The organism is Flavobacteriales bacterium (assembly GCA_025210805.1).
Classification (GTDB): Bacteria; Bacteroidota; Bacteroidia; order Flavobacteriales; family CAJXXR01; genus JAOAQX01.
This window is the reverse complement of record JAOAQX010000018.1, coordinates 42,214-69,173: the sequence shown is the minus strand read 5'-3', so window position 1 is coordinate 69,173 and position 26,960 is coordinate 42,214. Positions and strand designations below refer to the sequence as shown.

Here is a 26,960-nt window from a genome sequence, read left to right as displayed (position 1 = left end):
TAATTTTTTTTAATAAAAAGTTTTTTAAAATCTTTTCGTTTACAAATTTAATAAAAAAGCCGTGCCAATTTTTTGGATTTCGATATTCGGTGTTTTATTGTAGATATAACTTGTTATTTTCTTAATGTGGAAGCAGCATTTTTACTCGTTAAATTTTTGGAAGTAATACGTTCCATATAATCTTGGATATAAGCTTTACAATGCTTGATGAGTTGTAGGTGCTTTTTGTCTTTTTTATTTAAAATATTATTTTTTAAGCCAAGATCTTCAATATGGTAAATTCCTCTTATGTTTTCGCCATCAAATGATACAATAAATTCACCTTCTGAGTAAAAGAACAAACCATCTCTCCCTGTTATGATTCTAGGAGTTCTATTCGTATTCAATAGAGAATTTCCCCAGCTTCTAAAAGGCTGATCATAACCGATGATGTCTGCAATTGTAGGGAAAATATCAATTTGTTGAGCCAAGCTCATATTTTTTCCTTGAAATCTATGGTGAGGATCATATAGAATAAAGGGTACAGCAAAAGTATTAAGCATTTTGTAGTACTCCTCTGTATAAAAAGACTGGTTTGTATGGTCGGCAGTGATCATAAAAATGGTGTTTTTAAACCATTCTTCTTGAGAAGATTTAGCAAAGAATTTTCTTAGCGCATCATCTGTATAACCCACGCATTCGTGCAATGGAATTTTCCCTTTTGGATAATAATTTTCATATTCTTTGGGTAGGTCATAAGGATGATGTGACGAAAGTGTGAATACATGCGCAAAAAATGGCTGTTTTTCTCTATCTAGATCACGTTTCATAAACTGAAGAAATGGCTCATCCCAAATTCCCCAAATATTGTCATGGTCATAACAATCTTTACAATTATCTTCATCATTTTCATAATACTCTGTTTTACCATGATATTCATCAAAACCTAAAATATTTGCAAAACCATTAAAGCCCATTGAACCATTTTCTGCTCCATGGAAAAACTTGGTTTTATAGCCTTCCTTGTTTAGGATAGAAACCACTGACTCGATCTCTTGATTTACAAACGGACTCGAAGTAAACGCATCTTTAAAAGAAGGAATTCCTGCTAAAACAGATCCCATTGCATGGATAGATTTCATCCCATTTGCAAAAGTGTTTGGGAAAATCAAACTATGATTTGCAAGGCTGTCTAAAAAGGGAGTATAGCTTTGGTAATTAGGGATTTGTTTATGTTCATTAAAACTTCCTAGGAATTCTCTGCTCAGGCTCTCCACCATAATTAAAACAATATTAGGTTTGTTTAAATCATTAGAATCTTTAGGGATTTGGAGCGTTCTAGGAACTATTTTTTCTACGGTTTCTTGTGGAAGATAATTTTTCTTTTGAATGCCATTTTTGTTAAAGGTTCTGATGAAAACAAAAGGCGTATTGAGTACAGCAACGGCATTTTTAGGGTAGTTTACATATCCATTTGCATCCACCACAGTTATCGGTCTTGTACTATGATTTAAGTCACCTCTAATAAAGTACAAAAATGTGAGAATAAAAACAACTAACCATGTGAGGCTAAAGCCAAAATAAGGTAGCCATTTTTTTGGTTTAGAGTGTATTAGGTTCTTTTTTCTAAAAAGCTTCACCCACCCCCAAATGAATAGAAAAGCTAAAACGAAGAGATACCAAAAATCTCCAAAAAATGTTAGAAAGAAACCCCAAAAATTGGATTCATTTTCTGCTACTTCAAGTGCCGTTTTTGTGAGTCTTCCATTATTGAATTGATAATAGGCAATGTCTATAAAGTTTAATAGAAGTCCTATTATATTAGGGATAAAGTAGAGTAGTGCTAAAAATTTTTGATACCAGAGATGCCTATTAATCCCAAAAGGGAGTAAACTAAAAAGCATAAAAGCAATATTCAGAAATGCCAGTGTGGCGAAGTCAAATACATTTCCGAAAAATACGATTTTGACAAAAGTTAAAAAATTGGGGATCTCTAGAATGTCAAAATTAAAGACAATAAACAGGAGTCGAGAAGCAAATAATACCGCCCAAGCAAGAACGAGGCGGTACAATAAAACTTTTATTTCAGCTAGCCTTAGGTGTTCCACTAATTGTTATTTTTTATATTCTCGATTAATTTTTGGTTCTCTAAATGCCAATGGTAATTCTTTTCGATAAAATTTCGAGCATTTTTAGCGATTTCAGCTTGTTTTTTGGAATTTTTTATCAGCTTTTTGTAAGCTTCGATCATTTCAGAAGCGGTATTTAGTTCTAATATTTCCTCTTGATTTTTAGCTAAAATACTGGCATTTACCATACTTGTTGTGATGCAAGGAATTCCAGATGCCATGGCTTCCAAAATTTTATTTTGCTGTCCTGCTCCCGAAAACAAAGGTGCAATCATTATTTTAGATTCCCAATAAGCTTTTCTAATATCATCCATCCATCCAGAAACGGTAATTTGCTCAGATGCTAAGTGGATAATTTCTTTACTAGGATTGGCACCAGCGATAAGTAGTTTGGTGTCCTTGGGTAATTTAGGAAGTATTTTTTGAGCTAAAAAAATAGCCGCCTTTTTATTCGGCGGGTATTGCATATTTCCTACAAAACAGAGATCGTAGATTTTTTCTGTTTTTTGTGGATAAAAATAAACATTATCAACTCCATTTTTAACAATGATAATTTCATCATTCCCAATGAATTCTTGATCTCTTTGTGAAATGATAAAACTGGTTTTGAATTTGTTTATCTGATTCTTTTCAAATCTTTTAGTTTTTTTATATTCCCAACGATAGAGCCATTTTGTGTACCATTTTTCTGTTTGATACCTGTTTTTCATAGCCAAAGACATGGCATCCATCAAGTCTAAAAATTTGGTTTGTTTTAGCCCAGTGCAGTATGGACTCATACGAATGAGTTGACAATAGATTTTGTCTATTCCCCACAATTCTATTTGTTTCGTCAGTTTTTTGTGATCACTGGCGTTATAAAAATAGCTTACTTGAAAAGGTAATTTATTAAATATTGCCTTAAACAACTGCCAATAGCGTTTTAAAAAAGATTGTTTTAAAACCAAAGATCCCTTTAGGTAGGGAGCAAGAGCTTCAATTTCTTGTTTGCTCATTTCTTTTTCATGCAGGGCAAATAAATAACAATCAAAACTTTTGCTCAGACTTATTATCTGTTGATAAAGCCTCAATTTATCTCCTTTCTCAAGAGGATAAGGAAACCTTGAAGTTAGAATAAGCAATTTTTCTTTCAACCTAATTGTTTTATCTGTTGTATAAATCGGGAAATAGATTTTTTGGAATCAAAATTTTCCAAGGCAAAATTAGTTGAATTTTCTGTAAGGAAATTAATTTTCTCCATATTCATACTCAAAATTGCCTCTTGAAATTCTTTGTCGGTATTGGCTTGTAGAAAGTGTTTATCTTGAATAAGCCCAATACCTTCTACGCCTATATCAGTACTAATTACGGGTACTTGTAGAGAAAGTGCATCTACCACTTTTATTCTAATACCCGAGCCTGAAAATAATGGAACAATCAAGCTTCCGTGGTTCTGCATATACGCATCTCCATGAGGAATATATCCTTCTGCATGGATTCCGTATTTCTGCATGTCAAAGTATTTTTCGGGCATGTCTTTTCCTCCCAAAAAGAGTTTAAGGTTGGGTTTTTTAGCAAAAACAGGTTTCCAAACTTTTTCCACAAACCACTCAACTGCTTCAATATTGGGTTGCCAATTCATTGAGGCTAGATGAAAAAAGTGATTTGGGTTTATTTGATTTTCTCTTTTCAGAAAATGTCTTTGATGAAAAAGTAGAAAGGAATTTACACATCCATTTTTTAAATAGAAATCTTGGTCATTTTTGGAAATTGCGAATATGGCATCTGCGGTATTTTGCAGTGATTTCTCCTCTTTTTTAAGTTGTGAAGTGAGTTTTTTTAAATACCATTTTTTAAGAATTCCAGAATGCTGATTTGCTAATCTTTCCCATATCTTATGCTCAATATTATGGGAACGGTAAATTATTTTTCCTTTAAAATATTTTCGAACGTCTGAAGCATAGACTAGTGAAAAAAGACTTTCGAATACAATGGCATCCCAATTTGTTTGAGATACTTTGTTTTTTATAAAATCGCTAATTTCTTCAGAATAGAATCTACTCAAATGATAAGATTGGTTTTTTAATAGTGCTTGAAAAGCTCCCAAAATTGTTATTTGAGTGTCAATATTCAGAGCGTGAATTTTCCCTTGCATTTTTTCGGGAACCTTGATATCTAGATGTGGGTGTTTATGAGTTGAGAAACAAATCATCTCCACATGCTCGACTTGCTCAAAAAGTTCTTCCCAAAGATTTTTGACAGCCAAAACGCCTCCATCTATATGAGTATAAGGTGATTTATGACTAATGATGAGTAGTTTTCTCATTTTTTTGTGAAGAGTTTTCGGATATTTTTTTTGTAAAAATTCCTATCAAATAAAGGGGAATCTTGTGCAGATTGAAACATAAATAATATCCCGAAAGGAAGAAATAACAGATTTGATAACCATGCACCTAGCCATAAAGAAAGATTGGCATCTTCTCCAGCTGTTTCTCCAAATCTTGAAGTCATATAGTACAGCAAAAAGAACAAAACGGCAAAAACCACGGGTAATCCAATTCCTCCTTTTTTGATAACCGCTCCAATGGGAGCTCCTACCATAAAGAGGATGATACAAGAAAGAGCAAGCGTGAATTTTTTGTGCATTTGTAGCTGAGTTTTCCGCATCTTGATATCTTCAAAGTCATTGGATGCATGAAAATTACTTAATCGATTATACGTTGCTCGTATTTCCCCTCCGATATTATCTAAAATTAAACCTCTTTTGTCTGTTTTAATCCACTTTCTAATGTCGTTTTCAAGATCTTTATCTACCGATACAAAGGAGGTCTTTTGCGGAAGACTGTCTTTTAGGTTTCTAAAGTACTTCATCTGGTTATGACTATTGATCAACAATTTTTCATGATGATCTTTTTTATAATCTTCAATAGTAGATTTAAGTTCAGTTAGTTGACTAATGCTCATCATTTCCGCTTTTCCCTTGTAGAGTTCTTCTCTAGTATTACCCATTTTAAAAGGGTTGAGGTCAAAACGAACCTTTTGTTGTTTGAAATGTGTTTTTAGGTGTGGGAGTTTGTGGTAATCTTTACTTTGTCGATGTTTAAATTGTTCATCGTAATTATTACCATCAAAAAGGTCGATTATTAGGAATTGTCCATTATCTGTAAAACTTAAAGTCCCTGTTTTTGCTCTAGTAACATTGGTACTTCCATTAAGACTTCTTTTATAGATAATAATATCCTCAATATCTTTTTCGTTTTTATGCTTTTTACCTATTCTGATACTATGATTTTTGATATCGGTATAGAAAACCCCTTCTTGAATATAGAGTGCAAATTTCTTTTTTCGGATATCTCGCATGATGGTTTTTTGCTTGAGTAAAGCCCAAGGCAAGACATTGTTTGAAAAAACAAAAGTTACGAGCATCATTACCATAGAGGTAATCCACAAAGGTTTTAGAACTCTTAGAAAAGAAACCCCTGAAGATTTTAATGCGGTAAGTTCATTATGCTCACTAATATTTCCAATAGACATAATAGAAGCAAGAATCACCGTAAGGGGTAATGCAAGTGGAACACTTACAAAAAAAGTGTAATAGAGCATCTTTAGGATAACCCAAAACTCAATTCCTTTACCCACAATATCATCTAGATATTTCCACAGGTGTTGAAGAACGAAAATGAATTGTAATATACCTAATGTTGCAAGAAAAGGCCCTAAATAGGCCTTTAATATGAGCTTGTCAATCTTTTTCAAAGGTGTTTCATCTTTGCTACAAAGATAATCCCAAGATTGGTTTTTGTAAAGTTAAAAATGCTTTATGAACCAATAGAAGATTTTAATTTTTGTATTTGTTTGTCCCACAGTCTTGTTGCGTCAGATTTATCTTCTTCATCTTCTGCATAATCTGTAACGATCAAAGAAACATCGTTTGTAATGTCATCCACTTGAATTTTGAATTCAAAATAAGGTTTATCTTCCTCATCAATCCAAGAAAACTTAATGTGTGAGTTTGCTTTTTTAGAAACTATTGAAGCTTCTTCATCATATCCTTCCCAAGTGAAAACATAATTTTTATTATTTAATCTTACATTTTCTGCAAACCATTCAGAAAGACCACTAGGTGTAGCAACTGCATTATAGAGTATCTTTACTGAAGATCGCATAGGATATTCAATTGTGTATTTAATCATATCTGTGTTTAAAATCGTTTTGTTAAGCAATATGCTTTTTATTTTTATAAAATGCAAACTTTAATGAATATTTTTCTAATTTTAGCCAAAATTTAAAAAATTTTCGATGAATTTATTCAAAACCTCTTTGGTTGTTTTAAGTTTTCTTATAAATCAAGCTTTAGTAGCTCAAGTAGCAGATTCCACTTTGGAAAATAAGCTTACAAAAGATTTCGAAGGATTTCATAAAGATATTGCTCAAAAATTCCAGCTGATGCACAATCCCGAAGAATATTGGGAAGTGTTAGGAGACAATATTCATACTCAGTTAGAAGCAGGAGGGAATTACAATACCCCCGATGAATACGTAAATTCTCTTTGGGGAGGTTCTTTTCTTTGGAATAAGTATTCAATTAATGGTTTTCCTATAAATTCTAATGTAAGAACGGGTAGTATTTTGCATAAACCAAAGCTTTTTGCAAAATCTATGTGGATGGATGATCAAAGTTTCGAAACGAGCTTTAAAGATTATGAGATTAAGGAGGATTTTATTTCATTAAAAACCACTACGGGTGGTTTGGGCGGTCGTTTTCCTGGTGCAAATACTTTTGTTAATTCTGTTATCGGGCATTCATCGGCACAGGATAGACAAATAAAACCTTTTGATTATCGCAGAGAAATGCCTCTGCTGAATTCTCTTTATTTTATCAAAAATTTTGAAGATAGTAATAGGGTAGGGCGTTTAATTATTTCTGCCGATAAGGGAAAAAGAAATCATACTCATTTTAATAATCACGGTTTGGCGGGTAATTTTTCTGAAAACTTTGGAACCTTATTTACTCAAATGGACTTTAAAACTCCAGAACTTTCTTGGCTTGATAAAATCTATTGGATTTCCTCAACAAAAAGCAGAGATAAGCTTTTTGCAGAATATAATTATAGTGAAAATGAAACAGGGAAGGAATTTGTTTTATCTAATTCTATTTTTGGATCTTATAAGTCAGATTTAAAGGAGTTTACTCTAGGTTTTAATTACAGCTTTAGAAGAAATGAAATGAATAAAAAGGTCATTAAGAGGAATTTAATAGATCTAGATGGGGAAAGCTTTGAGCCTTATCATCCTAATGCCGATTATCATGATTTTCAACTCATAACCAAAGGACATAAAAACTACGACGGTAATTTCAAAATTAATTGGGATTTTCAAGAAAACTTTGTAGGCTTTAATCCTCATCTTCAAAATGCACAGTGGAATTTATTTGTAAAAGATTCTGTGGGGAGTATAAAGAGTTATTATCGTTACCGTCCAAAATCTGAAGCTTTTATAGCATTTATGCCTTCCAATAAAATAAATTTACAAAAAGTTTGGAAAAAAGCTAAATGGCAACTAGATGCAAGGGTCGGAGCTCATCAATCCTCTCTAATTAGTCCTTCTGTGTTTCTTCATGATTTGAGCATGGATTTTAAAGTAGATTTTGCTTATAATATTTCAAAAACATCAAAATTGGGAATTCGATTCGGAAAAGAATCAATGGGCTATAATTTCTACCAGATTCAAACGCTAGAATCTAAGTTTCTTTCAGGAGATTTCAGATATTGGTTAGATCTAAATGCCGATTTAAATGTAGATGCTTCAGAGCTTGGAGGCGTGTATGACAATACCCGAAAAATAAGTCATGATAACAGTTTAGCAATGACACGTGTTTGGAATTTAGAAATTCCTTTTGTTCATCACACAAATAACTTGGGAAGGAAACACACTTTTAGTTTTCTACCGCAGTTAAGGTCTTTCCGTAGGACTTGGCGTGTAGAATATGATGGAAAACCGACAGATTTTGGACATATTGATGAAGAAGGAATCTTTCATTTAACAAAAAATCCGAAATATCGTGTGGCGGAAAACAAAAACTCCCTTCACGAAAGATTTGGAGCTAAAGGATGGATTTTTAACCAACCTTTTTATGCAGGTGCAAATGCAAAATATACTTTCGAAAATTCGAAAATATTAATGTCAATTTCTCTTTCTACTTACCTTGCCATGGGAGTGGGAGCTCAAGGAAATGGGGTGTTTGCAAATAGTACAGGTATAATAAGTCAAACAACAGCAAACCCAAATAACCTTATAGAATCTTTTGGAAGAACTCATGCAGACCGTTCAATTATTGTACGGTATAATTTTATGAAAAAAGTTAATGAAAATTTTAAATGGGGATTCACCATAAAATATAAAGATGGAGAAAGTTTCAGTACTTTTCTTACACAAGAAGGAACCAATACAGGCGGATCTGAGTTTATTATCCACAACGAAGGGCATCCTGGAGATACCCCATTTGCCAATGCCATGGATAAAAGAGAAGACGCATATTATTCTATAGACGGAAGACTGAATTATGGATTCAAACTCGCCGGACACCCTTTTCAGTTAACACTTACGGCTTACAATATTTTTGACCTTGGACTAGAAATTACCGAATATACTTTCCGTCCTTTTACAGAGTCTTATATTTACGGAGGTTATGATAACAATTCTAGAGCAGCTTTAGAAATTCAAACCCCAAGAACGATAGAATTAGGAGTTCGTTACTTTTTCTAAAAACTAAAGAAACTGTCTAAAAATAATTTGAGCGGTTGTGGATAGGCAAATTCATCTTTCTGTGACCAAGGAATAAACTCAAAGCCCTTTAGAGTGTCGATACTTAAAAATAGCTTACTCATAGAAATTTCCAAGTTTCTATGAGTGAGTTTATGTTTAATTATTTTTGAAAACTCAATTTTTGATACATCTTCCTTCTTGAGGTCATTTTGGCTAGGGAAATCATATAGATGTTGCCAAATATCTTTCTCCGCTCTCTTTTTTACCCAAAAACCCCTTTCGTTATACACAACAACATAAGACATAGTCCTAGTTGTACTTTTTTTCTTTTTGATTTTTACAGGGAAATCTTTTTGGGAATGATCTGCAAATGAAAGACAATGAGACTGAATAGGGCAGAGCGAACATTTCGGTTTTGGACTACAAACCAATGCACCAAATTCCATAATGGCTTCATTATAAACACAAGCTTCTTTACTAGATAATTCAGTAATCAGTTTAAGTGCAATTTTTTTGAATATTTTCTTTCCATCAGTAGAATTAATGGGGGTTTTTTCTTTGAAAACTCTGCTATAAAGTCTAAAAACATTACCATCTACCAGAGGAAGGGGGTTTTGAAAAGCAAAGCTCGAGATGGCAGCGGTAGTATATTCTCCAATACCCGGTAGAGCGTTTATTTCTTTAGAATCTTTCGGGAATTTTCCACCATATTTTTCTGTAATAATTTTAGCTGTTTTATGTAGATTATTAGCTCTAGAATAATAGCCCAGGCCTTGCCAGTTTTTATAGACCTCTTCTTGAGAAGCATTCGCTAATAATTCTACCTTTGGGTAATCAGAAATGAATTTTTGATAGTAAGAAAGACCTTGCTCTATCCTAGTTTGCTGAAAAATAACCTCTGAAAGCCAAATTTTATAGGGATCATTAGAATTTCTCCAAGGTAGGTCTCTTTTGTTGATAATGAACCAATTAATTAGTTTTTTTTGCATGAAATAATAGATGAAAAACCAAGATTTCACCAAAGAAACTAAAAAAAAGTATAATAAGGATATGTTAATATAGTATAAAGTGTATATTTGCATCCCAAAATGTTAAAAACAAACTTATTAACTAAAAAATAAATCATGACAAAAGCTGACATCGTTACGAGCATTGTTGAGAAAACAGGATTGGACAAAACTGACGTTCAATTGACTATTGAATCTTTCATGAAAGAAGTAAAGCATTCTTTGGAAGATGGTGAAAACGTTTACTTGAGAGGATTCGGATCTTTTATCATTAAGAAAAGAGCTCAAAAAACTGGAAGAAACATTTCTAAGAACACAACTATCATTATTCCAGCACATAATGTACCAGCATTTAAGCCTGCAAAAGTTTTTGTAGAGGGAGTAAAAACTAAAGTTCTTGCTGAGTAGTTAGGATTTTTTTCCTTTTTCCTTGCGTAATTGCTCATTATTTACGATGTTTGCAATTACCTATGAAAAAAGGATTTTTTAAAGATATTGAAGTATAACACATTAAAAACCGAACTATGCCAAGCGGAAAGAAACGTAAAAGACATAAGATGGCAACGCACAAGCGTAAGAAAAGACTTAGAAAAAATAGACACAAGAAGAAGAAATAATTCTTGTAGATAAGACAGATAAGCAGATACAAATGATTGTATCTGCTTGTCTTTTTGATAAAGTAACCTAAAAAATTGTGGAATGAATAACGAATTAGTTATCAAATCGACTCCACAAGAATTAGACATCGCTCTTTTACATAATAGAAGACTAATTGAATTACACAAGGAAACCCCTGGTGAGAACAATTTTACTGTAGGAGATATTTATCTCGGTAGAGTAAAAAGAATCATGCCAGCTCTAAATGCAGCATTTGTGGATGTAGGATATGAAAAAGATGCTTTTTTGCATTATCATGATCTAGGACCACAAGTAAAATCTCTAAACAAATTTGTAAAGAGAAGCATGGCTGGAAAACAATCTCGATGGATGCTTTCTGGATTCGATACACAAGACGAAATTGACAAAAATGGACAAATAGGAGATGTTCTGGAATCTGGGCAAACCATTGCCGTACAGGTTACCAAAGAACCTATTTCTACAAAAGGTCCTCGTATTTCTACCGAAATTTCAATTGCTGGAAGATATATCGTCCTCCTTCCTTTTTCTGATAAAATTTCTATTTCACAAAGAATTCGAGATAGAGAAGAGAGAAAAAGGCTAAAAAGATTACTACTGAGTATAAAACCAAAAGGATTTGGAATTATCATTAGAACAGTAGCTGAAGGTAAAAAAGTTGCAGATTTGGATGCAGATCTTTCTGAACTAGTTGACAAATGGCAAACTTTTTTCAAACAAGTCAAAGTATCGAAAGCCCCTTTCAAAGTTTTGGGAGAAATGAGCAGAACATCCGCTCTTTTAAGAGATATCATGAATGATTCTTTTGATAATATCTACGTGGACTCTCAAGAACTCCACAAAGAGATCAAAGATTATCTACTTAAAATAGACCCAAGTAAGGAGAATATTATTCAACTTGCTGACGATCATCCTGCTGGGATATTCGAAAAATTCGGAATCGAAAGACAAATTAAGTCCGCATTCGGACGCTCAGTATCCATGAGAAAAGGTGCTTACCTGATTATCGACCATACTGAAGCCATGCATGTGATAGACGTAAATAGTGGAAATCGAGCCGAAAAAGGCTCTTCGCAAGAAGAAAATGCCTTAAGTGTAAATTTATTAGCTGCTGAGGAAATTGCAAGACAACTCCGTCTTAGAGATATGGGAGGAATAATCGTAGTCGATTTTATCGATATGAATACGAAGGAAAACCGATCTAAACTCTTTGAAGGACTCAAGCAATTTATGAAGCAGGACAGAGCGAAACATAAAATATTGCCACCGAGTCGATTTGGACTTGTAGAAATTACAAGGCAAAGGGTAAGACCAGAAGTAGAAATTACTACTCAAGAACAGTGTCCTACCTGTAAAGGCAGTGGAAAAGTTGAAGCAAGTGTTCTATTTGAAGACGAAATTGTTGAAAAAATAGAGCAAATACTCAAAAAGCAAGATAAAAAAGGTGTAACCCTATTAGTGCATCCATTTATTTATTCTCATCTTACAAAAGGTGGGTTATTCTCAATAAAATGGAAACTTATGTGGAAATACAAGAAAAAATTTGCAATAAGAGCAAACTCAGCTTTCCATCTTACTCAATTTACTTTTCTTGATAATGACGAGAATGTAATTGATATTTAGAAAATTTTTAACCAAAACCCATTGAATGAACTTTCAATGGGTTTTTTGTTTTGGCGTTTATTTGCTTTAGTCAACTAGAAAAGTCTAACACCATAAATGGTATAACTTCTCAACGTTCGTAATTGATTTTAACAAGATTTTGTCGGTAATTTCTTATGAGAAATAGTGGAATGTCTTTCTAAATAGACCAATGAACGCTAGAGTTATGTAAATCATCTGAATATTAAGGCGATAAATGATTTTATTATTACTTTTGGGAAATGACCTATTAAATTTCCTATAATTATGAGATTAGCTATTGTTTTATTTTTTCTTTTTGGATATCAAACCTTTGCTCAACAATTTTATAATATCTCTTCCCCATCCAACGGAGGTTTTTTACATCATGAATTTACGGACATTGATCAAGATGGCGATGAAGATTATTTGGTTTGGACAATCAATAAAATTAAATGGTATGAGCAAGCTTTTGATTTTTCAAACGAAAATATCATTTATAGTCGGACCTATTTGTCCTTCCCAATCAACAAACCCCTCGAAGATATTAACAACGATGGAAAAAAAGATTTACTATTTTCAACATTAGATAGCCTATATGCTCTACCCAATCTTGGAAATGGAAATTTTGATACAACGAACATTCTTAACCTAGGTATAGCGAACCAATCTTCTTCTTTATATGATCTAAACAATGATGGAAAGCTTGATAAACTCATGCATCTTGGACAAAATTGGGTGTATCAACTCAATCAAGGAAATTGGACTTTTGATACTTCCGTTGTTATCATCCCATACTATTCAAATCTTGCACAGAATCACCATCCAACGGTACTGGACGTAAATGGAGATGGTTATTTAGATATAGCTTTTAAGGCTAGTTATAATAATGTTTACTACCAGACTAGGAATATGGTATTGCTCAATGACGGAAACGGGCAATTTTATTCCAGACCCGACCTTACTTTTATAGATATTGACGGCCAAAGCTCTATGCATTTCAACGCATTAATGCATCAATACGATTTTGATGCAGATGGAGATTTGGATCTTTTTTATAGTACAAATATGAATGTTAAATGTGTAACCAATCTAGGAGATACGGCTTTTGCACCACCTATTTCTATTTACAGTATAGCTAATGTCAACTATTGGTCTAATGGGATTATTCAGATTCACTTTGTAGATATTGATTTTGACAATACACCAGAGCTTCAAATATGCAAAGGAGCATTCAATTATGAATTTTATGAAATAACCAATAATGCGAATCTAACCCCAGCGAGTCAAACTCAATTCTTACAAACCAATGCACTTATGCAAAATATGTACAAGCGAGATATTGACCAAGATGGACAGATGGATTTAGTAAGTATTCAAAACAAACCAGCATCTTACTTTCCTGGAAAATCTATTTGGCATAGAAATACATCGAATATAAATTTCAATCACATAACCATCAATGTCTGTGACTCATTTTTTGTTTTATCCCCCAATGATACAATTTATTCTTCTTATCAATATCTAGATACTATTGCTATTGATTCGGTTGACAATGTGAATATTACTTTTAGAAACCCAATATATTGGAATGAAGCCAAAACGATATGCGAAGGGAATACTTTTACCTTTGGTAATCAAGTTTTGATGGATACAGGTGTTTATCAGCATACTTTTAGCAACCAATATGGCTGTGACTCCATTGTTACACTCACTCTGAAAAAGGTTCCTCAACCTTCTCAAACCTCACAATATATAGAAACAGCGCTTTGTCAATACTATCTCAATGGTACAACCTATTATCAAGATACAACATTTACGATAACTTATACAACTGCCTATGATTGCGATAGCATAGTAGAATATACCTTAGACTTTATCCTCCCTCCTTTGGAAGAAGATCAATATGAGGAAGTTGTTTTGGGTACATTTGTTCCTCATCCACAACTTCACCTTTCCTATGATTTTGATAATGATGGAGACTTGGATATATTGACAACTTCTGGCCTCGACTCTAATATTTTATATATACTAGAGCAAACCAGCCCAGGGTATTATAAAAAAATGGAAGAGCGTTGCCCTGTTCCTATTGAGTTTATCAAGACAAAAGATATCAACAACGATGGAGTAGAAGATATCGCTCTTAGTCGTCATTATGGAGTTATTTTTCATAGCTGTGGCAGACAATTATCTAATTATCAAATGGAGATGTCTTGGAATACCTATCCAAACAAATATGTAGATATCAATAGTGATGGCATCCTTGATGAAATTGTTTTTTCACCTAGAAGTTATTATAATTTAAGGAAAATTAGCCTGAAAATCAATATTAAGAACGCTTATGGAATATCTCGCCAGTACCACCTTATGGACGACTTCGGAGATGCATATTCTCCATTATGGGCTTCCTATGATTATGGTTATCTTAACCAAGATAGCATATTGGATTTTATCGTATATACCAAAAGTCGGAATAATAATACGAAGTCTTTTCTTTATGCATATATTTCTGATTCAAACCTGAACTACACAAAAAAAACACTTCATAGTTGGTTTTCACGTACATATTATGCAACATTTATTGGTTCTGCCAGTATTGTTGATCAAAATCAGGATGGATTAGATGACATTATTTATAACATAAATAATGGTCAGGGAACCATTGCCTATAATCGAATTATCCAACTACTAAACAATGGTAATCCCGATTCGGTTACTTTTCATAAAGAAGCCTTATCAGCTGTTGATCCAATTGGCTATTGTGAACCTATGGAAAACAATCAGTTAATCTCATCTATTTCAAGTTCCATTATTTTTGCCAATAAGAGCTTTGTTTTGAGCTTAGATTCTAATGGAGGTTGTAAGCTAGAAGATAATGGGCTTGGAGGTTTAGGAGGCTCTGGAGTCTCTGGAGAAAGAGGAGCTGTTTCTGTTTTAGGGAATTTTGATGGTGATTTTGATGGTGATAAGGATATTGTTTTTGGTACATATATGATGAGAAATAATAATGATACTAGTTATGACTTCGTTCCTGCTTCACCAATATTTGCACCTAATTTTGGACCTTCCTATTTAGAAGATATTGATAATGACGGTGATTTTGATTTGGTTTACCAAAATGGCATGAAATGGGCTCCAAGAATTAATCAAACCACTATTGGTCCTCAACAAGATTTATTGACCTTTGATCAAAGTCTTTCAGCTCAATATATTGGGCTGCCTATTAAAAAAACGGATTTTGACAATGATGGAGATGATGATGTCATAGGATATTATAGAGATAAAACCCTGCCTTCTCCTTTTAGTTGGCATTCACGATTTCTTCTTCTGTTAGAAAATGATGGAACGGGGCAGTTATCTTATCATTCAACGTTAGATACCGTAAAGTACGATTTTATCCAGGTAGCAGATATCAATCAAGATGGTTCTGAGGATATTTTTCTAAAAAATGGTTGGCTCAAGAATACAGGGAATCTAAATTTTAGCTATCAAATATATAACCAAGGAATCGAGAGTCCTCAGATAATTATGGATCATAACCAAGATGGTAAAGTGGATTTGTTGACTAAAAAGGACTCCGTTATTGCGTGGTATTACAATGATGGATTCGAAAATTTCACCTTAGGGAAATTGGTTACCAACAAAGCAACAACACAATTACAAAAACTAAGAGTATATGACTTTGAAGGAGATGGAGACCTCGACGTTTATGCCCACAATCAGCATATTTATAATACTTACCAGTTTGGAAATAGGCATTCTCTATATCTTAACCCAACCTATAACTTAAGTATTCCCGAGAATCCAAAACAAGTGGTAAACGAGTTCGATTTTAGTGTATCACCCAATCCAAGTAGAGGAAACTTTAGTATCCATTCACCAGATGACCTCATAGTAATGAATGTGTATAACACTCAAGGAAAGCTCATGGCAACCAAAAAATTACATAAAGGACAAAATCAGGTAGATTTACAAGGTCTTATCCCTTCAGGAATGTACCTTCTTCGTCTTACAAAGCCTGGTGTTTTTTCCAAAACGACCCAGTTGATGGTGGTGAATTAGAGTGAGTTGAGAGATGAAAGATCAAAACATTTATGGTTCTACTGACAATAGGTTTATATACATCTAGCAGGTATTAAACAGCTTAATTCTAGACATTTTTCAGGGGTGTATTTTGTGGTTTTTAGCTTGATTTTTTTAAACTTAATTTTGAGTTATTTAAATATGTAATTACGTAAAAAACTGATTTTGTATAGTTTGCTAGGTGTTTTTTATTGAAAATAACCAATAAAATTTCACTATGATAGTAACCTGTATTTGAAGTATTGAGATTAAAAGAAAATCGAGTATAATAAATAAAAAACGAACAGTTGTTTTTGTAACAAAGTGTAAATGTTTAATACAGAAGTATTTGGATAATTCAGAAAGGCTTGTTAAATTCGAATAGAAAATTAGCGATTAGGGTTGTTTCATTCTCTTTCAATGATTGTTATGTTTTTATTCAATTTGAAAAAAGACTTTTAATATAATAATCTGAGAATTCCTTCCTTTTGAAACTAATGTTCGTATTCAAATATTGTTTTTCAATAATACTAGTCGAGAAAAAACAATAGAATAATTAATTGTTTCACCCTAAAAAATTATTAAAAATGGGATCATTTAGAGCAAGCCTAGAACTAGGCGGAAAAGAGTTTGATGTATTGTATTCTGAGTATGCATTCAGTAGAGATACAGATAAAAAAGGAAAACCTGCATCTAATGTTTATGGAGGTAGAGTTACGATTGAAGTAGAATCTACAGAGGATTCATCAGTAATCGAATCGATGTTGAATTCACAATTTAAATCTGTTGAAGGTAAAATTGTTTACAAAAAGACAGAGGAAGACGCTAAAATGAAGGAAGTTGAATTCAAAAATGCGTACTTAGTATATTATAAAGAAGTTTTGGATGTAAATGGAGATGTTCCAATGAAGATTCGCTTCACAGTGTCAGCTGAAGAAATCACTATTGGTAATGCAGCTATTGATAACCGATGGCCAAAAGCCTAAAACTTTAAATCCAAAATCAACACTTTTTACGTCAGTGTAGATAGATTTAATTAAAGGCATTCTGTTGTTTTATGTTTTCAAAAATCCTATTTTTTCATGTTTAATGCCAAATGGTCGTGATACCATAAATGGTATAAGTTCTTGTTTGTAAACAAGAAAATGTTATTATTTTTTTTGAATTGTTGTGTGAAATTCCCTGTGGGAGAGATTAAAAAAATAATCTTAAATAGGATCTATTGCATTCACAAAACACAGATTACCAATGAATTTTTTATACGGGCAAACTCAAAAAGTTTCGCCCGTATTTTTTTTCGATTACTTGTAGAATACGCTCTTGCTTCATTGCTTTAAAGAAAAATTCATCAATGTATCGGCATTATACCGTTATGTAAATTAACACCATAAATGGTATTATAGGAAATATTCTAATGATTCTTTCACGCCGAAAACTCAAAAGAAGAGATTAAAAATTAATATTATGAAAAATCAACATACCGAAATAAGTATTGAAGGAATTCGCTTAAAAACCTTTAATAATCTGAAACTGAAACAGCCCATTTATGATCATCATGAATTTGAACTTTCTCTTGACTTAGACTCAATAGAAAAATCAGGAGAATATACGATTGAAAAATCGAGAGATTGGTTAGGGAAAACACTGGTTATAAATTTTCAGAAAAATGAATTTGTGGGAATAATTACTAAAATAAGATTAGACCAAAACGATGGTTTTAATGGTATGCTTGTGCTTCAAGGATATTCAAAATCTATCAGAATGGAGTCTGGTAAGCATCTTCAGTCATGGAACGAAAAATCAATTAAGAAAATTGTAGAAGAAATAGCCAAACAAAATCAGGTGGATATCAGTGTGAATCCAAGAAGATCTGATTTACTACCTTATCTATGCCAGTACAGAGAATCATATTTTGAATTCCTGAAAAGACAAGCCATAGATCTTAGAGAATGGTTTTATAATGATGGAATTCTTTTACATTTTGGTTATCCAAAGTCCAGACCAGAACCAATAGAACTGGAGTATAATAAGGAAGTTCTGAATTTGCAAATAGAAATGAAAGTACATCCTTTTGCACAAGAGTTGATCAGTTTTCAGAAGAATAAAAATGAGTTTTATATAGAAAAATCAAAAAATCGTCCCAATGGTTTAAGCGAATTGGGAATGCATGCCTTCAAAACTAGTAAAGAAATATATTCTTTATCTCCAAAAAGCTATTCAGATACCCGCATTAGAAACAAAGGTGAATTTGATGATGCTTTAAAAAATAATCAAAATGCAGTGATTGCTGATTATCATGTCATAAATGGAAGTACAGCAACTAGAGGGTTAAAGCCTGGTGCGATTATCAAACTTTCTGCAGGAAAAATTGAGAACGGAGAGGAGAAAATTAATCAATATGGTGAATTTATCATTATCGAAGCCGTACACGAAGATGACAGTTTGAGTAACTACTCTTGTCATTTTAAAGCCATTCCTTCTGGTGTACAGACACCTCCGATTCCTGAAACAGAAAGACCGATGGCACAAACCCAAATGGCAACCGTTTTCTCCAATGAAGATCCGTACGGAAAAGGAAGAGTTCAAGTGAAATTCCCTTGGCAAGACCCGCATAGCCAGACGGACTGGATTAGTGTACTCACTCCCGATGGTGGAAATAGTGATTTGGTAAAAACCAACAGAGGTTTTGTTTTTATTCCTGAAAAAGGTGATCAAGTAATGGTAGGTTTTCGTTATAACGATCCCAACAGACCTTTTGTGATGGGAAGTGTTTTTAATGGAATCAATGCCACTGGAGGAGGAGAAACCAATGCGCTAAAAAGTATTAAAACACGTTCTGGGCACACGATAGAATTTAACGACAGCCAAAAATCTGAATCAATTATCATTAAAGATAAAAACAATAACAGCATTTTTATCGATACTGCAAACTCGAGTATTAGAATTTCTGCACCCGAGCATATTAGTATTAGTTCAAAAAATATTGACATTAGTGCTCATGAAAATCTAACCATAAGTGCTGGGGAAAATATGGGAATAAACTCTGGAGACGACCTCACGATAGGTGCAGGAAAAGATAGTACCATTTCTTCTGGGGAAGATATGAATATACTTGCCAAAAATATTACCGAACAAGCCAGTGAGAACTTTGAGTCTCTGGCAATGAATCTCAACGAACAGGCTGAGAAAATCTCGAAAAATGCTTTTAAGGAAGATATTGAGCTCAATAGTTCAGGTCAGGTGAAAAATAATTCGGGAGACCGAGTAAACTTATTTTAAAATGGCAGGAAATATTCTAAAAACAGGAAAGGTGATCACCAAAACTGCGGAAAAGATTACCATGAGTGCCCAAAATGGTGATTTACTACTTAATGCGACCAAAAAAATCAAATACGCAACTCAAAAAGAATTGGTGTACGGCAGTTATATTGCTCCAAAGCCACAGCAAACAAAAAATCTGTTGGTCACCAAAGTTATCTGCTCGGATTGTGAGAAAGATCAAGGCGTTCAAATAGGGAAAACCTATACATTTAAAGCAACCCAATTTTCTCGAAAACCCAAAGCAGGCGGTCATGAACTCAAAAATGTAAAATGGGCATACCAAATAGACAATGGAGAGATTCAAGAGTTTAAAAAACCAGGAAGAATTATTGGGAATTCGGTAGTCAAAAAAATCGAAATTCCAGAATCCCTTTGGGACAATAAGAGCTTACGTGTTTATGCTTATTTGCAAAATCCTGGTAAAAAAGCTAGTGTGGAGTGTTTGATTACAAATAAGGTATTAGTAGTGTTCTATCATGGAGGGCCTATGGGAGATGGTGAAACTAAGACAGATACTTCTATTGAAAGTTCTGGTTACACTGGTCCAGCTTACGAAAGGACAGTAGAGTTCATAAAGAATAAGGGTATGAACTTAAGGAGTGTGTTAATAGCTCCTGCAGCGGTTCAGTACTTCGGGGTGAAAACAGGGAAAGATTTCATTTTTGAAAACTATAATGAAGGAGATAAGATTATAATATATGGCTATAGTTATGGTGGTGATAATGCTGTTAATTTAGCTGAGTCAATCGGTGATATTCCTGTGGATTTACTTATAATAGTTGACAGCTCTGATGGACTTGGAAGAGGACTGACCGTTGATACATCCATATCTGATAATGTGAAATTAGCATACAATTTTTATCAAACAGCTGCTTCTGGTGGTTTTTCCCGATCAAAATCTTCCGATAGTGACAACCCGAATACAAGTGAAAATAGTTCGAGTGATGGTTCTTCAAACTCTATGGGGTCAAGAGGTTTTCCTCATTCTACCGAAGGAAAGGCGAAAGTACATAATATCAGACTAACTGCTGAAAAAATGTCACATGGAGAGATTCAGAATTTAGGAAAAGATAATATTCAGCGTAGGATAAATGAAAGGATTGAAACTTATATATGCCCATGACACTATGAAAAAAATACTAATTATTTTGCTAGTTATTACATTGGGACTGATTTTGTTAGTTTTTTCGATTCCAAGCCTACTACGCCTTTATGATCCAGATATAACGGACGTATTGGTAGAGGGATATGTTTATAAAGCTCAAGGTAAAACCCCTGTGGGGCAGGCTAAAGTTGTGGTTTTTAATAGTGCGTATAGAGCAAATAGAGAAGACTATACCGATTATTCTACCTATATAGCTCATGATACATTGATGCTGAAAACGAATAATGAAGGTTATTATTCAATAAAAATAAAACGAAGTGCCTATTTGTCTTTAAAAGTTTTTAAAGAAGGTTTTCTTATATCGGACTATTATGGATACACCAGCAAAAGGAATAGGAAAGACTTCTATCTAACAGAGGGAGCATCCATAGAGTCAGATTTATATTTGCCAAATAACGTTATAGAAATTGTGGAATGAAATTTCTTGATAATCTGATTTCATTTTTTTAATAAATGAAAAAAAAATATAAAACATATCTGTTGGTTGTGCTTACAACAACCCTTCAATATTTTTGGTTTTTGCCTAGGGGTAAATCCTGTTCAGATCCAATTGAAGACAATATCTGGCTACCACTTTTGCCCGTGCTTTTTTTGATGCTTATTCTTACCTTTTTGATAAAAAGGTTTTCTAAAAAATATTTAGTATTTAAGAATTCACTTTTATTAGTTGGTTTTTGGCTTTTAAGTAATTATTTATCCTTTCATGACCGAGTGTCCTGCTGGACAACATATTTATTTTATGAGGAATTCAGCGAAGTTTTTTATTTATCGCTTTTCCCTATAACAATTTGTTTAGCCATTTTTATGATTGGCAATTTCTATTTCGAAAAATTGATGATGGGTGACAAAATAAAACACTTTAATCCCTACACCTTATGAAAAGACAAGAACCCTATATATTATCAAATCCACCCAAAAAAAGACCCAAAAATGGGAATGAACGTTATCAAGTAAAACACCAAACGAGAGTGCGGAAAGAAGGAGAGGTTTCCTCTTCTACCTTGGAGTATGAACTAGATTTTCGATTCAGTGATCACTTTATTAGTTTTAAGAAAAGAAACTTTTTGGTGGATGGAAATCCAATAATGGAAAAAGTGCCTGAAATTTATCTCCATGCTCAAAAAACCTTGAATTCTATAGAGTTTAAATGTAGAGAAGGTGGAAATATAAAAGATATTTATGAATTTCAAGAACTCTATGCAAAATGGGAATATCAAAAGTTTTTGATTCGCCAAGAGTTTGTTGGAGTGTCTGTGGATCAAATAGTAGAAACTTTTGAGAGAACCTATTCAAATAGAAAAAAAATTGTGGAGCGTTTAAATAAGAATTGGGTTCTTCAAACTTTTTATCATTCATTTTTAAATGATTACCTCATCTACTATGGGCAAAGACGAGAGAGATTTATCGCAAAAGGGATTTTAGGTGGTTTGGACTTACCTTTTCAAGGTTGGCAAGAATTAGGACTCAAGAACCAACAGCTTCATTTAACAACTCAAGCAGAACTGGCGAAAGATAAGGTGGATGATTCTTTGCTTCAGAAGTATTGTAAGGAGCAATTGCAGATGGATAATTGTGAAGATTTATCCATAAAACTTACAGAAGATACGCTTTTGGATTATCAAAAAATATGGATACTTGAAAGCATTGTAAAGCATGAGATAAATATAGGAGATTATCAAAAAGAAGTAGAATTAACCTTAAAAATAATAGAAGATGAACAATAATGAAACAGAAAAAGTGAAAAAATCGGGTAAACCAAATAAAGTAGGTATTTATCCTGTATGTCAGGGAGCTATGTGTAAATGCAATAGTGCAAAAGTTCCCAAAACATTGGCAGAATTTGAGGTGATGTCTCAAGAGACAGTTTTCCTGAATGATAAAGAAGGGAAGGAGAAAAAAGTGGGAACAACACTAGATTTAGCCGTTCCCTTTGCGAAAAAAATCGCCACTTTTAGCGATTGTAAAAACCAACCTATGGGTTTCGGTATTTTTAAAGTTTGTACGCCCAATATTGTGGAATGGAAAAAAAGCTATGAAGCCATAAAACTAGACAATGGAGCTACAGCACTTATAAAAGAAAGTGAGGGAGTTTGTAGTTTTGGAGGGAAAATAAGTTTTGAAACTCATGGACAAACCCAAACGATAACGCCTGCAGAAGTAGCAGCAACTCCTCCTGAAATTGCAGCCATGCTTACAGATAATTTTCTTTCTGAAGAGGAACAAAGCAAATTAGCTGCAGGTACTTTTTCTCAAAAAGATCTTGCTAGCATAAAAGTTTCGGCAATAAAAACAACAGATACACAAAGACCCAAAAAGAAGACATACACCTATATGAATGAGCGTAAAACCATAGAGTTTAAGGCTTACTTTGAGAAAAAGATTCCTACGGAAAAAGAAAAATCTGGACTGAATTGGGTGGTGTATATGAAAGAAAACAAGCATTACCGAGAAGTAGATACTTTTGTTGATAAAGGGGAACTATTTAAATTCCCTTACCGCACACAGGGTTTGTACGTTGTAGAAGCATTTACAAAAGAGAAACAATTTAATAGACAAGCAGGGAAAGGCGGTGTCATAAAATTTGTAAGAATAGACGGGCAAAGGCTCAAAAAAGAATTGAAAATATATGTAGGAAAAGATGAGCGAGTACGGGTTCGGCAGAATGAAACGGCAAAAATAGTGGCGGAGTTTGCTTTTAAAAACCGAGGAGGAATAAAACCCAAAGATATTTATTGGGAAGTGAGAGATACAAAAGGCAAAAAAGTATCTTTTAAAAGATCTAATACAGAAGCGGCTATAGAAATTGCCCCAAGGAAAGGGAGTCAAACAGAGTGGCTTAAAATATTTGCCCTTTATGGGAAAGTAAAAACCCATGATAAAACCTTAGTTATCGGGAATAACTATGTGACTGCCATAAAAACCAATAAAAATGTGGTGAGTGTTTATCAAAACGGAGAAAAACAAAGCGACCGCCATGAGGTAAGCCTTGAAGTATCCTCTTTTGTGATGAATCCTGCTACAGCAGAAGAGCAAGCAGAAGTAAAATGGACTTCCTATCAATCTGACGAAACGATGAACAAAGAACATATTATAGGGAATGGTGCGAGTATTTGTCAGATTATAGACAAAGAGTCGGAATGGTATTTTGAAGCATTTGTAGAAAAACCTCAAGGGGCTAAAAAACCAACTTCCAAACTAATAAAAGCCATCTATCCCAAGATTACAAAAGCCTACTGGGCAGATAAAAACGGAAATGCCATTAGTAAAAGTGGTTATGGACACCAAGTGTATATCCATCTGGAAACCCATGGTTTGCAGGGTGAGAAATTTCAGTTGAAAGTCTGGGAAGCCCAAAGAGGAAAACACAGTTATATAGAGAATGCAGGAACAGAAATAGAAATTAAGGAAATAAATGGTGTGGTGAACCAAGCATTTACCATTCCTAATGACAAGAAAGCAGGAATTATGGAATATTTCCAATACGAATTCTTTTTCACCATAGAAAAATTGGATTATCCTGTACTGGGAACTCAAAAAGAAGAAAGAGCGGGCAATCAATACCTTCTCGTACCCGATGAGAAAAAAGTCCGATATCTGTTTGTGGATGCCAGAGAGCAAATTACGAGCCTGAAAATCTACGAAAACACTGGTGAACCTCACCTCGGAATTGTAAAATACGGTGATACCGTTAGCTTTAAAATAAATACCCGTAACTTGGTTGGTCAGAAATTGGAGTTTGAGATATGGAAAGACATAAAAGAAGATAATCATACAGATGAGTACAGTTTTTATGATACTTTAGATGATAAAAACATGAATGCAAGTCTAACCATTGAGATAGACAAAGAAGGCAATGGTGAAACAAGCTTCACCATCCCAAAGAACTGGGAAGATCAGCACAAAATTCTATCCAGACGACCATGTTATTACTATTTAAAAGAAAAAAATAGTGGCGAAGAATTTCCCAGAGCCTACTATATTGCAAACCCAAACAAGACCGAAGAAGAGAATAAGAAGAACAGTAAACGAATCCGAGCTTTAATGCTAAAAATAGCCAAAGATGATATACGCAGTGGAGAAGCGGAATATGATAATGCCGTTGTTTTGGGTGAGGAGATGGAGATGATGATGAGGGAAAATAAGGTCTGTAAATGTGAGGCTCGTTTAAGAGCGTATATGCGGATGCTGAGAATTGGCGAAGGTACAGGAGAGCTGAAACCTACCATCGATAAAAAAACAAAAAAAATTATTTATGTTACTAAAGATCCTCAAATAGGTTATACTACAGCTTTTGGAGGGAATAAAATAGCCGATTTAAGTAAACATCCAGAAAAAGTATATAGTGGTTCTTCGGCAGCAGGAGCTTATCAAGTTATGAGATACACTTGGTGGGAATTTAGTGGTTTTGAAGTAAAAAGGAAGAGAAAAACTGGAGTTTATAAGAAATCTAAAGATTTACTAAAAAAATATGGAATCAAAGATTATAGTCCTGCTTCACAAGATATGATATGTGTATTACTAATGAAGCATCATCCAGGATGCCAACTTTTCTTAAACTACATAATAAAAGGCGAAATAGAAAAAGGCACTCGGCAATGTGGAAGTAGAATTTGGGCTAGTTTACCAGAAAAAGGAGACTCAAGTCGGTATAAATTTAAAGGTAAACCTCAACCAGCCACACCTATGAAAGTTGTACTAGAACATTTCGAAGAGTTTTATAACCAAGAATTACAAGGCACTAGTAATTTACATTTAGAAGAGGGGTTTCTAAAGAAATTTATGGTTCCCTGTAAATGTAAGACAAAATCTGGTACTAATGGAGAAGTGTGTAAATCATGCAATAAAAAACATATAGATTTGGGAGATAGCACCAAGTGGATAACACAACAACCAAATAAATGTTGGCATGCATGTGTGAAAATCTTATTAAACTATGGTCTTCCCTCTGGCTCAGGCTGGAAATCAGGAGCGATTCAAATGGTCCAAGAAATCGGAGGACTGTTGAAGGTTAAAGATAGTCAGGCAGGATTATTATATCTTGACACCCAATTAGAAAAAGGGAATCCTGTTTTGGTTGGAGTTGATCACACATTAGGGTTAGCTAGAAATGAAAAAACTACTGATCACTTTGTTGTCATTATTGGCAGAGGTTGTGAAAATGGAAATGTTTATTATACATTCTATGAAGTAGGGACACAATGGATTAATAAAGGTACTAGTAATGAAAACAGACTTAGGTTAAAAGATAATGGGACTTTAATTGGTTCGCCTATATATAGTCCAAACAAAACATATACAGTATCTCAGGTGAGAAAAAACAAGTAAGATGAAGAATTATTTATTTATTTTTATATATATATTGGTTGGTTGTGATTCACAAAGTGAAATTCCAGATAAATTACAAAAAACTACTTGGGTACAGATTTTAGAGGAAGATGGGAAATTTTATAGATTATGTGATGAGCAAGATATTATGTATACATTCAAGTTTTTTAATGATTCCTTACGTTTCTTTAGAATGTCGGATGAATATGAAAAAATAAAAAATGTAAGCTTAGTCAATAATGAATATTCATTGAGTTTTGAGCCGAATTCTTACGGGAACATTGACTATGTTTATAAAGTAACGTGGAAAGACGAAAATCTAGGAATAACTTATTGGGAATATCTAGAAGATGGAGTGAGCATTACAGAAGATACAAAATATTATAGTAAATATCAAATAGATAGTTTGAACTATTATAGGCTGCCAGATCCACCGTGTCTTGCGTGCAATAGTAAGGTACATTGTGAAACATTAGAAAATGTTACTGGAATTTATGAAGGTATTAATGTGACAACATGGACTCAGAATCTTCGAAATCAAGGCGAAGTTGATATTATGGTCAAGGAACAGGTAAAGTTAAATATCGTTGAACCAGACAGTGTTGTTTATCTTTCAAAAACAATAGACGCTAAAAATGTTTCATATCCGAACGAGATAATCATTAGAGGTAGTTTGATACGTTCAGAAGATAAAGTATTAAAAATCCATGTAGAGACCATATTTTATGATTCTGAATTGCAAAGTGATAAGTCGTTTAGGGAATACGAAATTGTTGTAACCGATAATCAAAACATTTATCTACAGGGAGAGATATTAAATCTAGAGAAAGGAGGCATTATTAGAAAACCTTCTTTAATATTAAAAAAGCAATAGGTCAATTCTATAAAAGAAATGTTTAAAAGCTGAAATAAAGAGTGTGAGAGATTATTTATCAGTGGTTAAAATCAATACATTACGATGAAGAGGATTGT

17 protein-coding genes are annotated in these 26,960 nt (G+C 33.5%); 11 read left to right on the top strand and 6 right to left on the bottom strand.

Features of this window, described 5'->3' with window-relative positions; genetic code table 11:
* Window positions 1–113: 113 nt before the first annotated feature.
* The 5 genes from N4A45_07020 to N4A45_07000 all read right to left on the bottom strand — a co-directional run bounded on the left by N4A45_07020 (window position 114) and on the right by N4A45_07000 (window position 6,280).
* Window positions 114–2,087 (bottom strand): sulfatase-like hydrolase/transferase, encoded by a 1,974-nt coding sequence (locus N4A45_07020; GenBank protein MCT4664970.1) that lies wholly within the window; start codon window positions 2,085–2,087, stop codon window positions 114–116.
* A complete protein-coding gene (locus N4A45_07015) occupies window positions 2,087–3,103 on the bottom strand; it encodes a glycosyltransferase (protein MCT4664969.1) in 1,017 nt (338 codons plus the stop codon). The genes N4A45_07020 and N4A45_07015 overlap by 1 nt, the downstream gene beginning before the upstream one ends.
* A gap of 134 nt (window positions 3,104–3,237) precedes the next feature.
* A complete protein-coding gene (locus tag N4A45_07010) occupies window positions 3,238–4,413 on the bottom strand; it encodes a glycosyltransferase (protein MCT4664968.1) in 1,176 nt (391 codons plus the stop codon).
* Complete coding sequence (locus N4A45_07005; protein ID MCT4664967.1) at window positions 4,410–5,843, bottom strand: LptF/LptG family permease; 1,434 nt, start codon at window positions 5,841–5,843, stop codon at window positions 4,410–4,412. The genes N4A45_07010 and N4A45_07005 overlap by 4 nt, the downstream gene beginning before the upstream one ends.
* Before the next feature lie 62 nt (window positions 5,844–5,905).
* Window positions 5,906–6,280 (bottom strand): START-like domain-containing protein, encoded by a 375-nt coding sequence (locus tag N4A45_07000; protein ID MCT4664966.1) that lies wholly within the window; start codon window positions 6,278–6,280, stop codon window positions 5,906–5,908.
* 106 nt (window positions 6,281–6,386) lie between these two features.
* On the opposite strand from N4A45_07000, the gene N4A45_06995 reads away from it, so the two are divergent.
* The gene (locus N4A45_06995; GenBank protein MCT4664965.1) at window positions 6,387–8,852 is read left to right on the top strand and encodes a hypothetical protein; all 2,466 of its coding nucleotides are present in this window, start codon (window positions 6,387–6,389) and stop codon (window positions 8,850–8,852) included.
* Here the strand turns inward: N4A45_06995 and mutY are convergent.
* A complete protein-coding gene (mutY, locus tag N4A45_06990; protein MCT4664964.1) occupies window positions 8,849–9,841 on the bottom strand; it encodes an A/G-specific adenine glycosylase in 993 nt (330 codons plus the stop codon). The two genes, N4A45_06995 and mutY, sit on opposite strands and share 4 nt — an antisense overlap.
* Window positions 9,842–9,976: 135 nt before the next feature.
* On the opposite strand from mutY, the gene N4A45_06985 reads away from it, so the two are divergent.
* The 10 genes from N4A45_06985 (at window position 9,977) to N4A45_06940 (ending at window position 26,862) form a co-directional block, all read left to right on the top strand.
* Entirely contained in the window at window positions 9,977–10,267 is a 291-nt protein-coding gene (locus tag N4A45_06985; GenBank protein MCT4664963.1) for an integration host factor subunit beta, read from the top strand.
* A gap of 291 nt (window positions 10,268–10,558) precedes the next feature.
* Window positions 10,559–12,118, top strand: a complete 1,560-nt coding sequence (locus N4A45_06980) for an Rne/Rng family ribonuclease (GenBank protein ID MCT4664962.1) — start codon at window positions 10,559–10,561, stop codon at window positions 12,116–12,118.
* A 285-nt stretch (window positions 12,119–12,403) separates the two neighbouring features.
* A complete protein-coding gene (locus tag N4A45_06975; GenBank protein MCT4664961.1) occupies window positions 12,404–16,177 on the top strand; it encodes a T9SS type A sorting domain-containing protein in 3,774 nt (1,257 codons plus the stop codon).
* A gap of 587 nt (window positions 16,178–16,764) precedes the next feature.
* Window positions 16,765–17,163 (top strand): type VI secretion system needle protein Hcp, encoded by a 399-nt coding sequence (locus N4A45_06970; GenBank protein ID MCT4664960.1) that lies wholly within the window; start codon window positions 16,765–16,767, stop codon window positions 17,161–17,163.
* Window positions 17,164–17,641: 478 nt separating this feature from the next.
* Entirely contained in the window at window positions 17,642–19,456 is a 1,815-nt protein-coding gene (locus N4A45_06965; GenBank protein ID MCT4664959.1) for a phage baseplate assembly protein V, read from the top strand.
* Between the two features lies 1 nt (window position 19,457).
* Window positions 19,458–20,621, top strand: a complete 1,164-nt coding sequence (locus N4A45_06960; protein ID MCT4664958.1) for a hypothetical protein — start codon at window positions 19,458–19,460, stop codon at window positions 20,619–20,621.
* A gap of 4 nt (window positions 20,622–20,625) precedes the next feature.
* Complete coding sequence (locus N4A45_06955; protein MCT4664957.1) at window positions 20,626–21,081, top strand: hypothetical protein; 456 nt, start codon at window positions 20,626–20,628, stop codon at window positions 21,079–21,081.
* 457 nt (window positions 21,082–21,538) lie between these two features.
* Entirely contained in the window at window positions 21,539–22,387 is an 849-nt protein-coding gene (locus tag N4A45_06950) for a hypothetical protein (GenBank protein ID MCT4664956.1), read from the top strand.
* Complete coding sequence (locus tag N4A45_06945) at window positions 22,377–25,988, top strand: DUF4280 domain-containing protein (protein MCT4664955.1); 3,612 nt, start codon at window positions 22,377–22,379, stop codon at window positions 25,986–25,988. Before N4A45_06950 ends, N4A45_06945 begins: the two co-directional genes overlap by 11 nt.
* A 1-nt stretch (window position 25,989) precedes the next feature.
* Entirely contained in the window at window positions 25,990–26,862 is an 873-nt protein-coding gene (locus N4A45_06940) for a hypothetical protein (protein ID MCT4664954.1), read from the top strand.
* The last annotated feature ends 98 nt before the right edge of the window (window positions 26,863–26,960 follow it).

Bases quoted from the DNA above. Each gene is read 5' to 3' on its own strand.
- N4A45_06980 (MCT4664962.1), top strand. From the start codon at position 10,559: ATGAATAACGAATTAGTTATCAAATCGACTCCACAAGAATTAGACATC.
- N4A45_06955 (MCT4664957.1), top strand. From the start codon at position 20,626: ATGAAAAAAATACTAATTATTTTGCTAGTTATTACATTGGGACTGATT.
- N4A45_07015 (MCT4664969.1), bottom strand. From the start codon at position 3,103: ATGAGCAAACAAGAAATTGAAGCTCTTGCTCCCTACCTAAAGGGATCT.
- N4A45_06965 (MCT4664959.1), top strand. From the start codon at position 17,642: ATGAAAAATCAACATACCGAAATAAGTATTGAAGGAATTCGCTTAAAA.
- N4A45_06995 (MCT4664965.1), top strand. From the start codon at position 6,387: ATGAATTTATTCAAAACCTCTTTGGTTGTTTTAAGTTTTCTTATAAAT.
- N4A45_06945 (MCT4664955.1), top strand. From the start codon at position 22,377: ATGAACAATAATGAAACAGAAAAAGTGAAAAAATCGGGTAAACCAAAT.
- N4A45_06975 (MCT4664961.1), top strand. From the start codon at position 12,404: ATGAGATTAGCTATTGTTTTATTTTTTCTTTTTGGATATCAAACCTTT.
- N4A45_06960 (MCT4664958.1), top strand. From the start codon at position 19,458: ATGGCAGGAAATATTCTAAAAACAGGAAAGGTGATCACCAAAACTGCG.
- N4A45_06985 (MCT4664963.1), top strand. From the start codon at position 9,977: ATGACAAAAGCTGACATCGTTACGAGCATTGTTGAGAAAACAGGATTG.
- N4A45_06970 (MCT4664960.1), top strand. From the start codon at position 16,765: ATGGGATCATTTAGAGCAAGCCTAGAACTAGGCGGAAAAGAGTTTGAT.
- N4A45_06940 (MCT4664954.1), top strand. From the start codon at position 25,990: ATGAAGAATTATTTATTTATTTTTATATATATATTGGTTGGTTGTGAT.
- mutY (MCT4664964.1), bottom strand. From the start codon at position 9,841: ATGCAAAAAAAACTAATTAATTGGTTCATTATCAACAAAAGAGACCTA.
- N4A45_07010 (MCT4664968.1), bottom strand. From the start codon at position 4,413: ATGAGAAAACTACTCATCATTAGTCATAAATCACCTTATACTCATATA.
- N4A45_06950 (MCT4664956.1), top strand. From the start codon at position 21,539: ATGAAAAGACAAGAACCCTATATATTATCAAATCCACCCAAAAAAAGA.
- N4A45_07000 (MCT4664966.1), bottom strand. From the start codon at position 6,280: ATGATTAAATACACAATTGAATATCCTATGCGATCTTCAGTAAAGATA.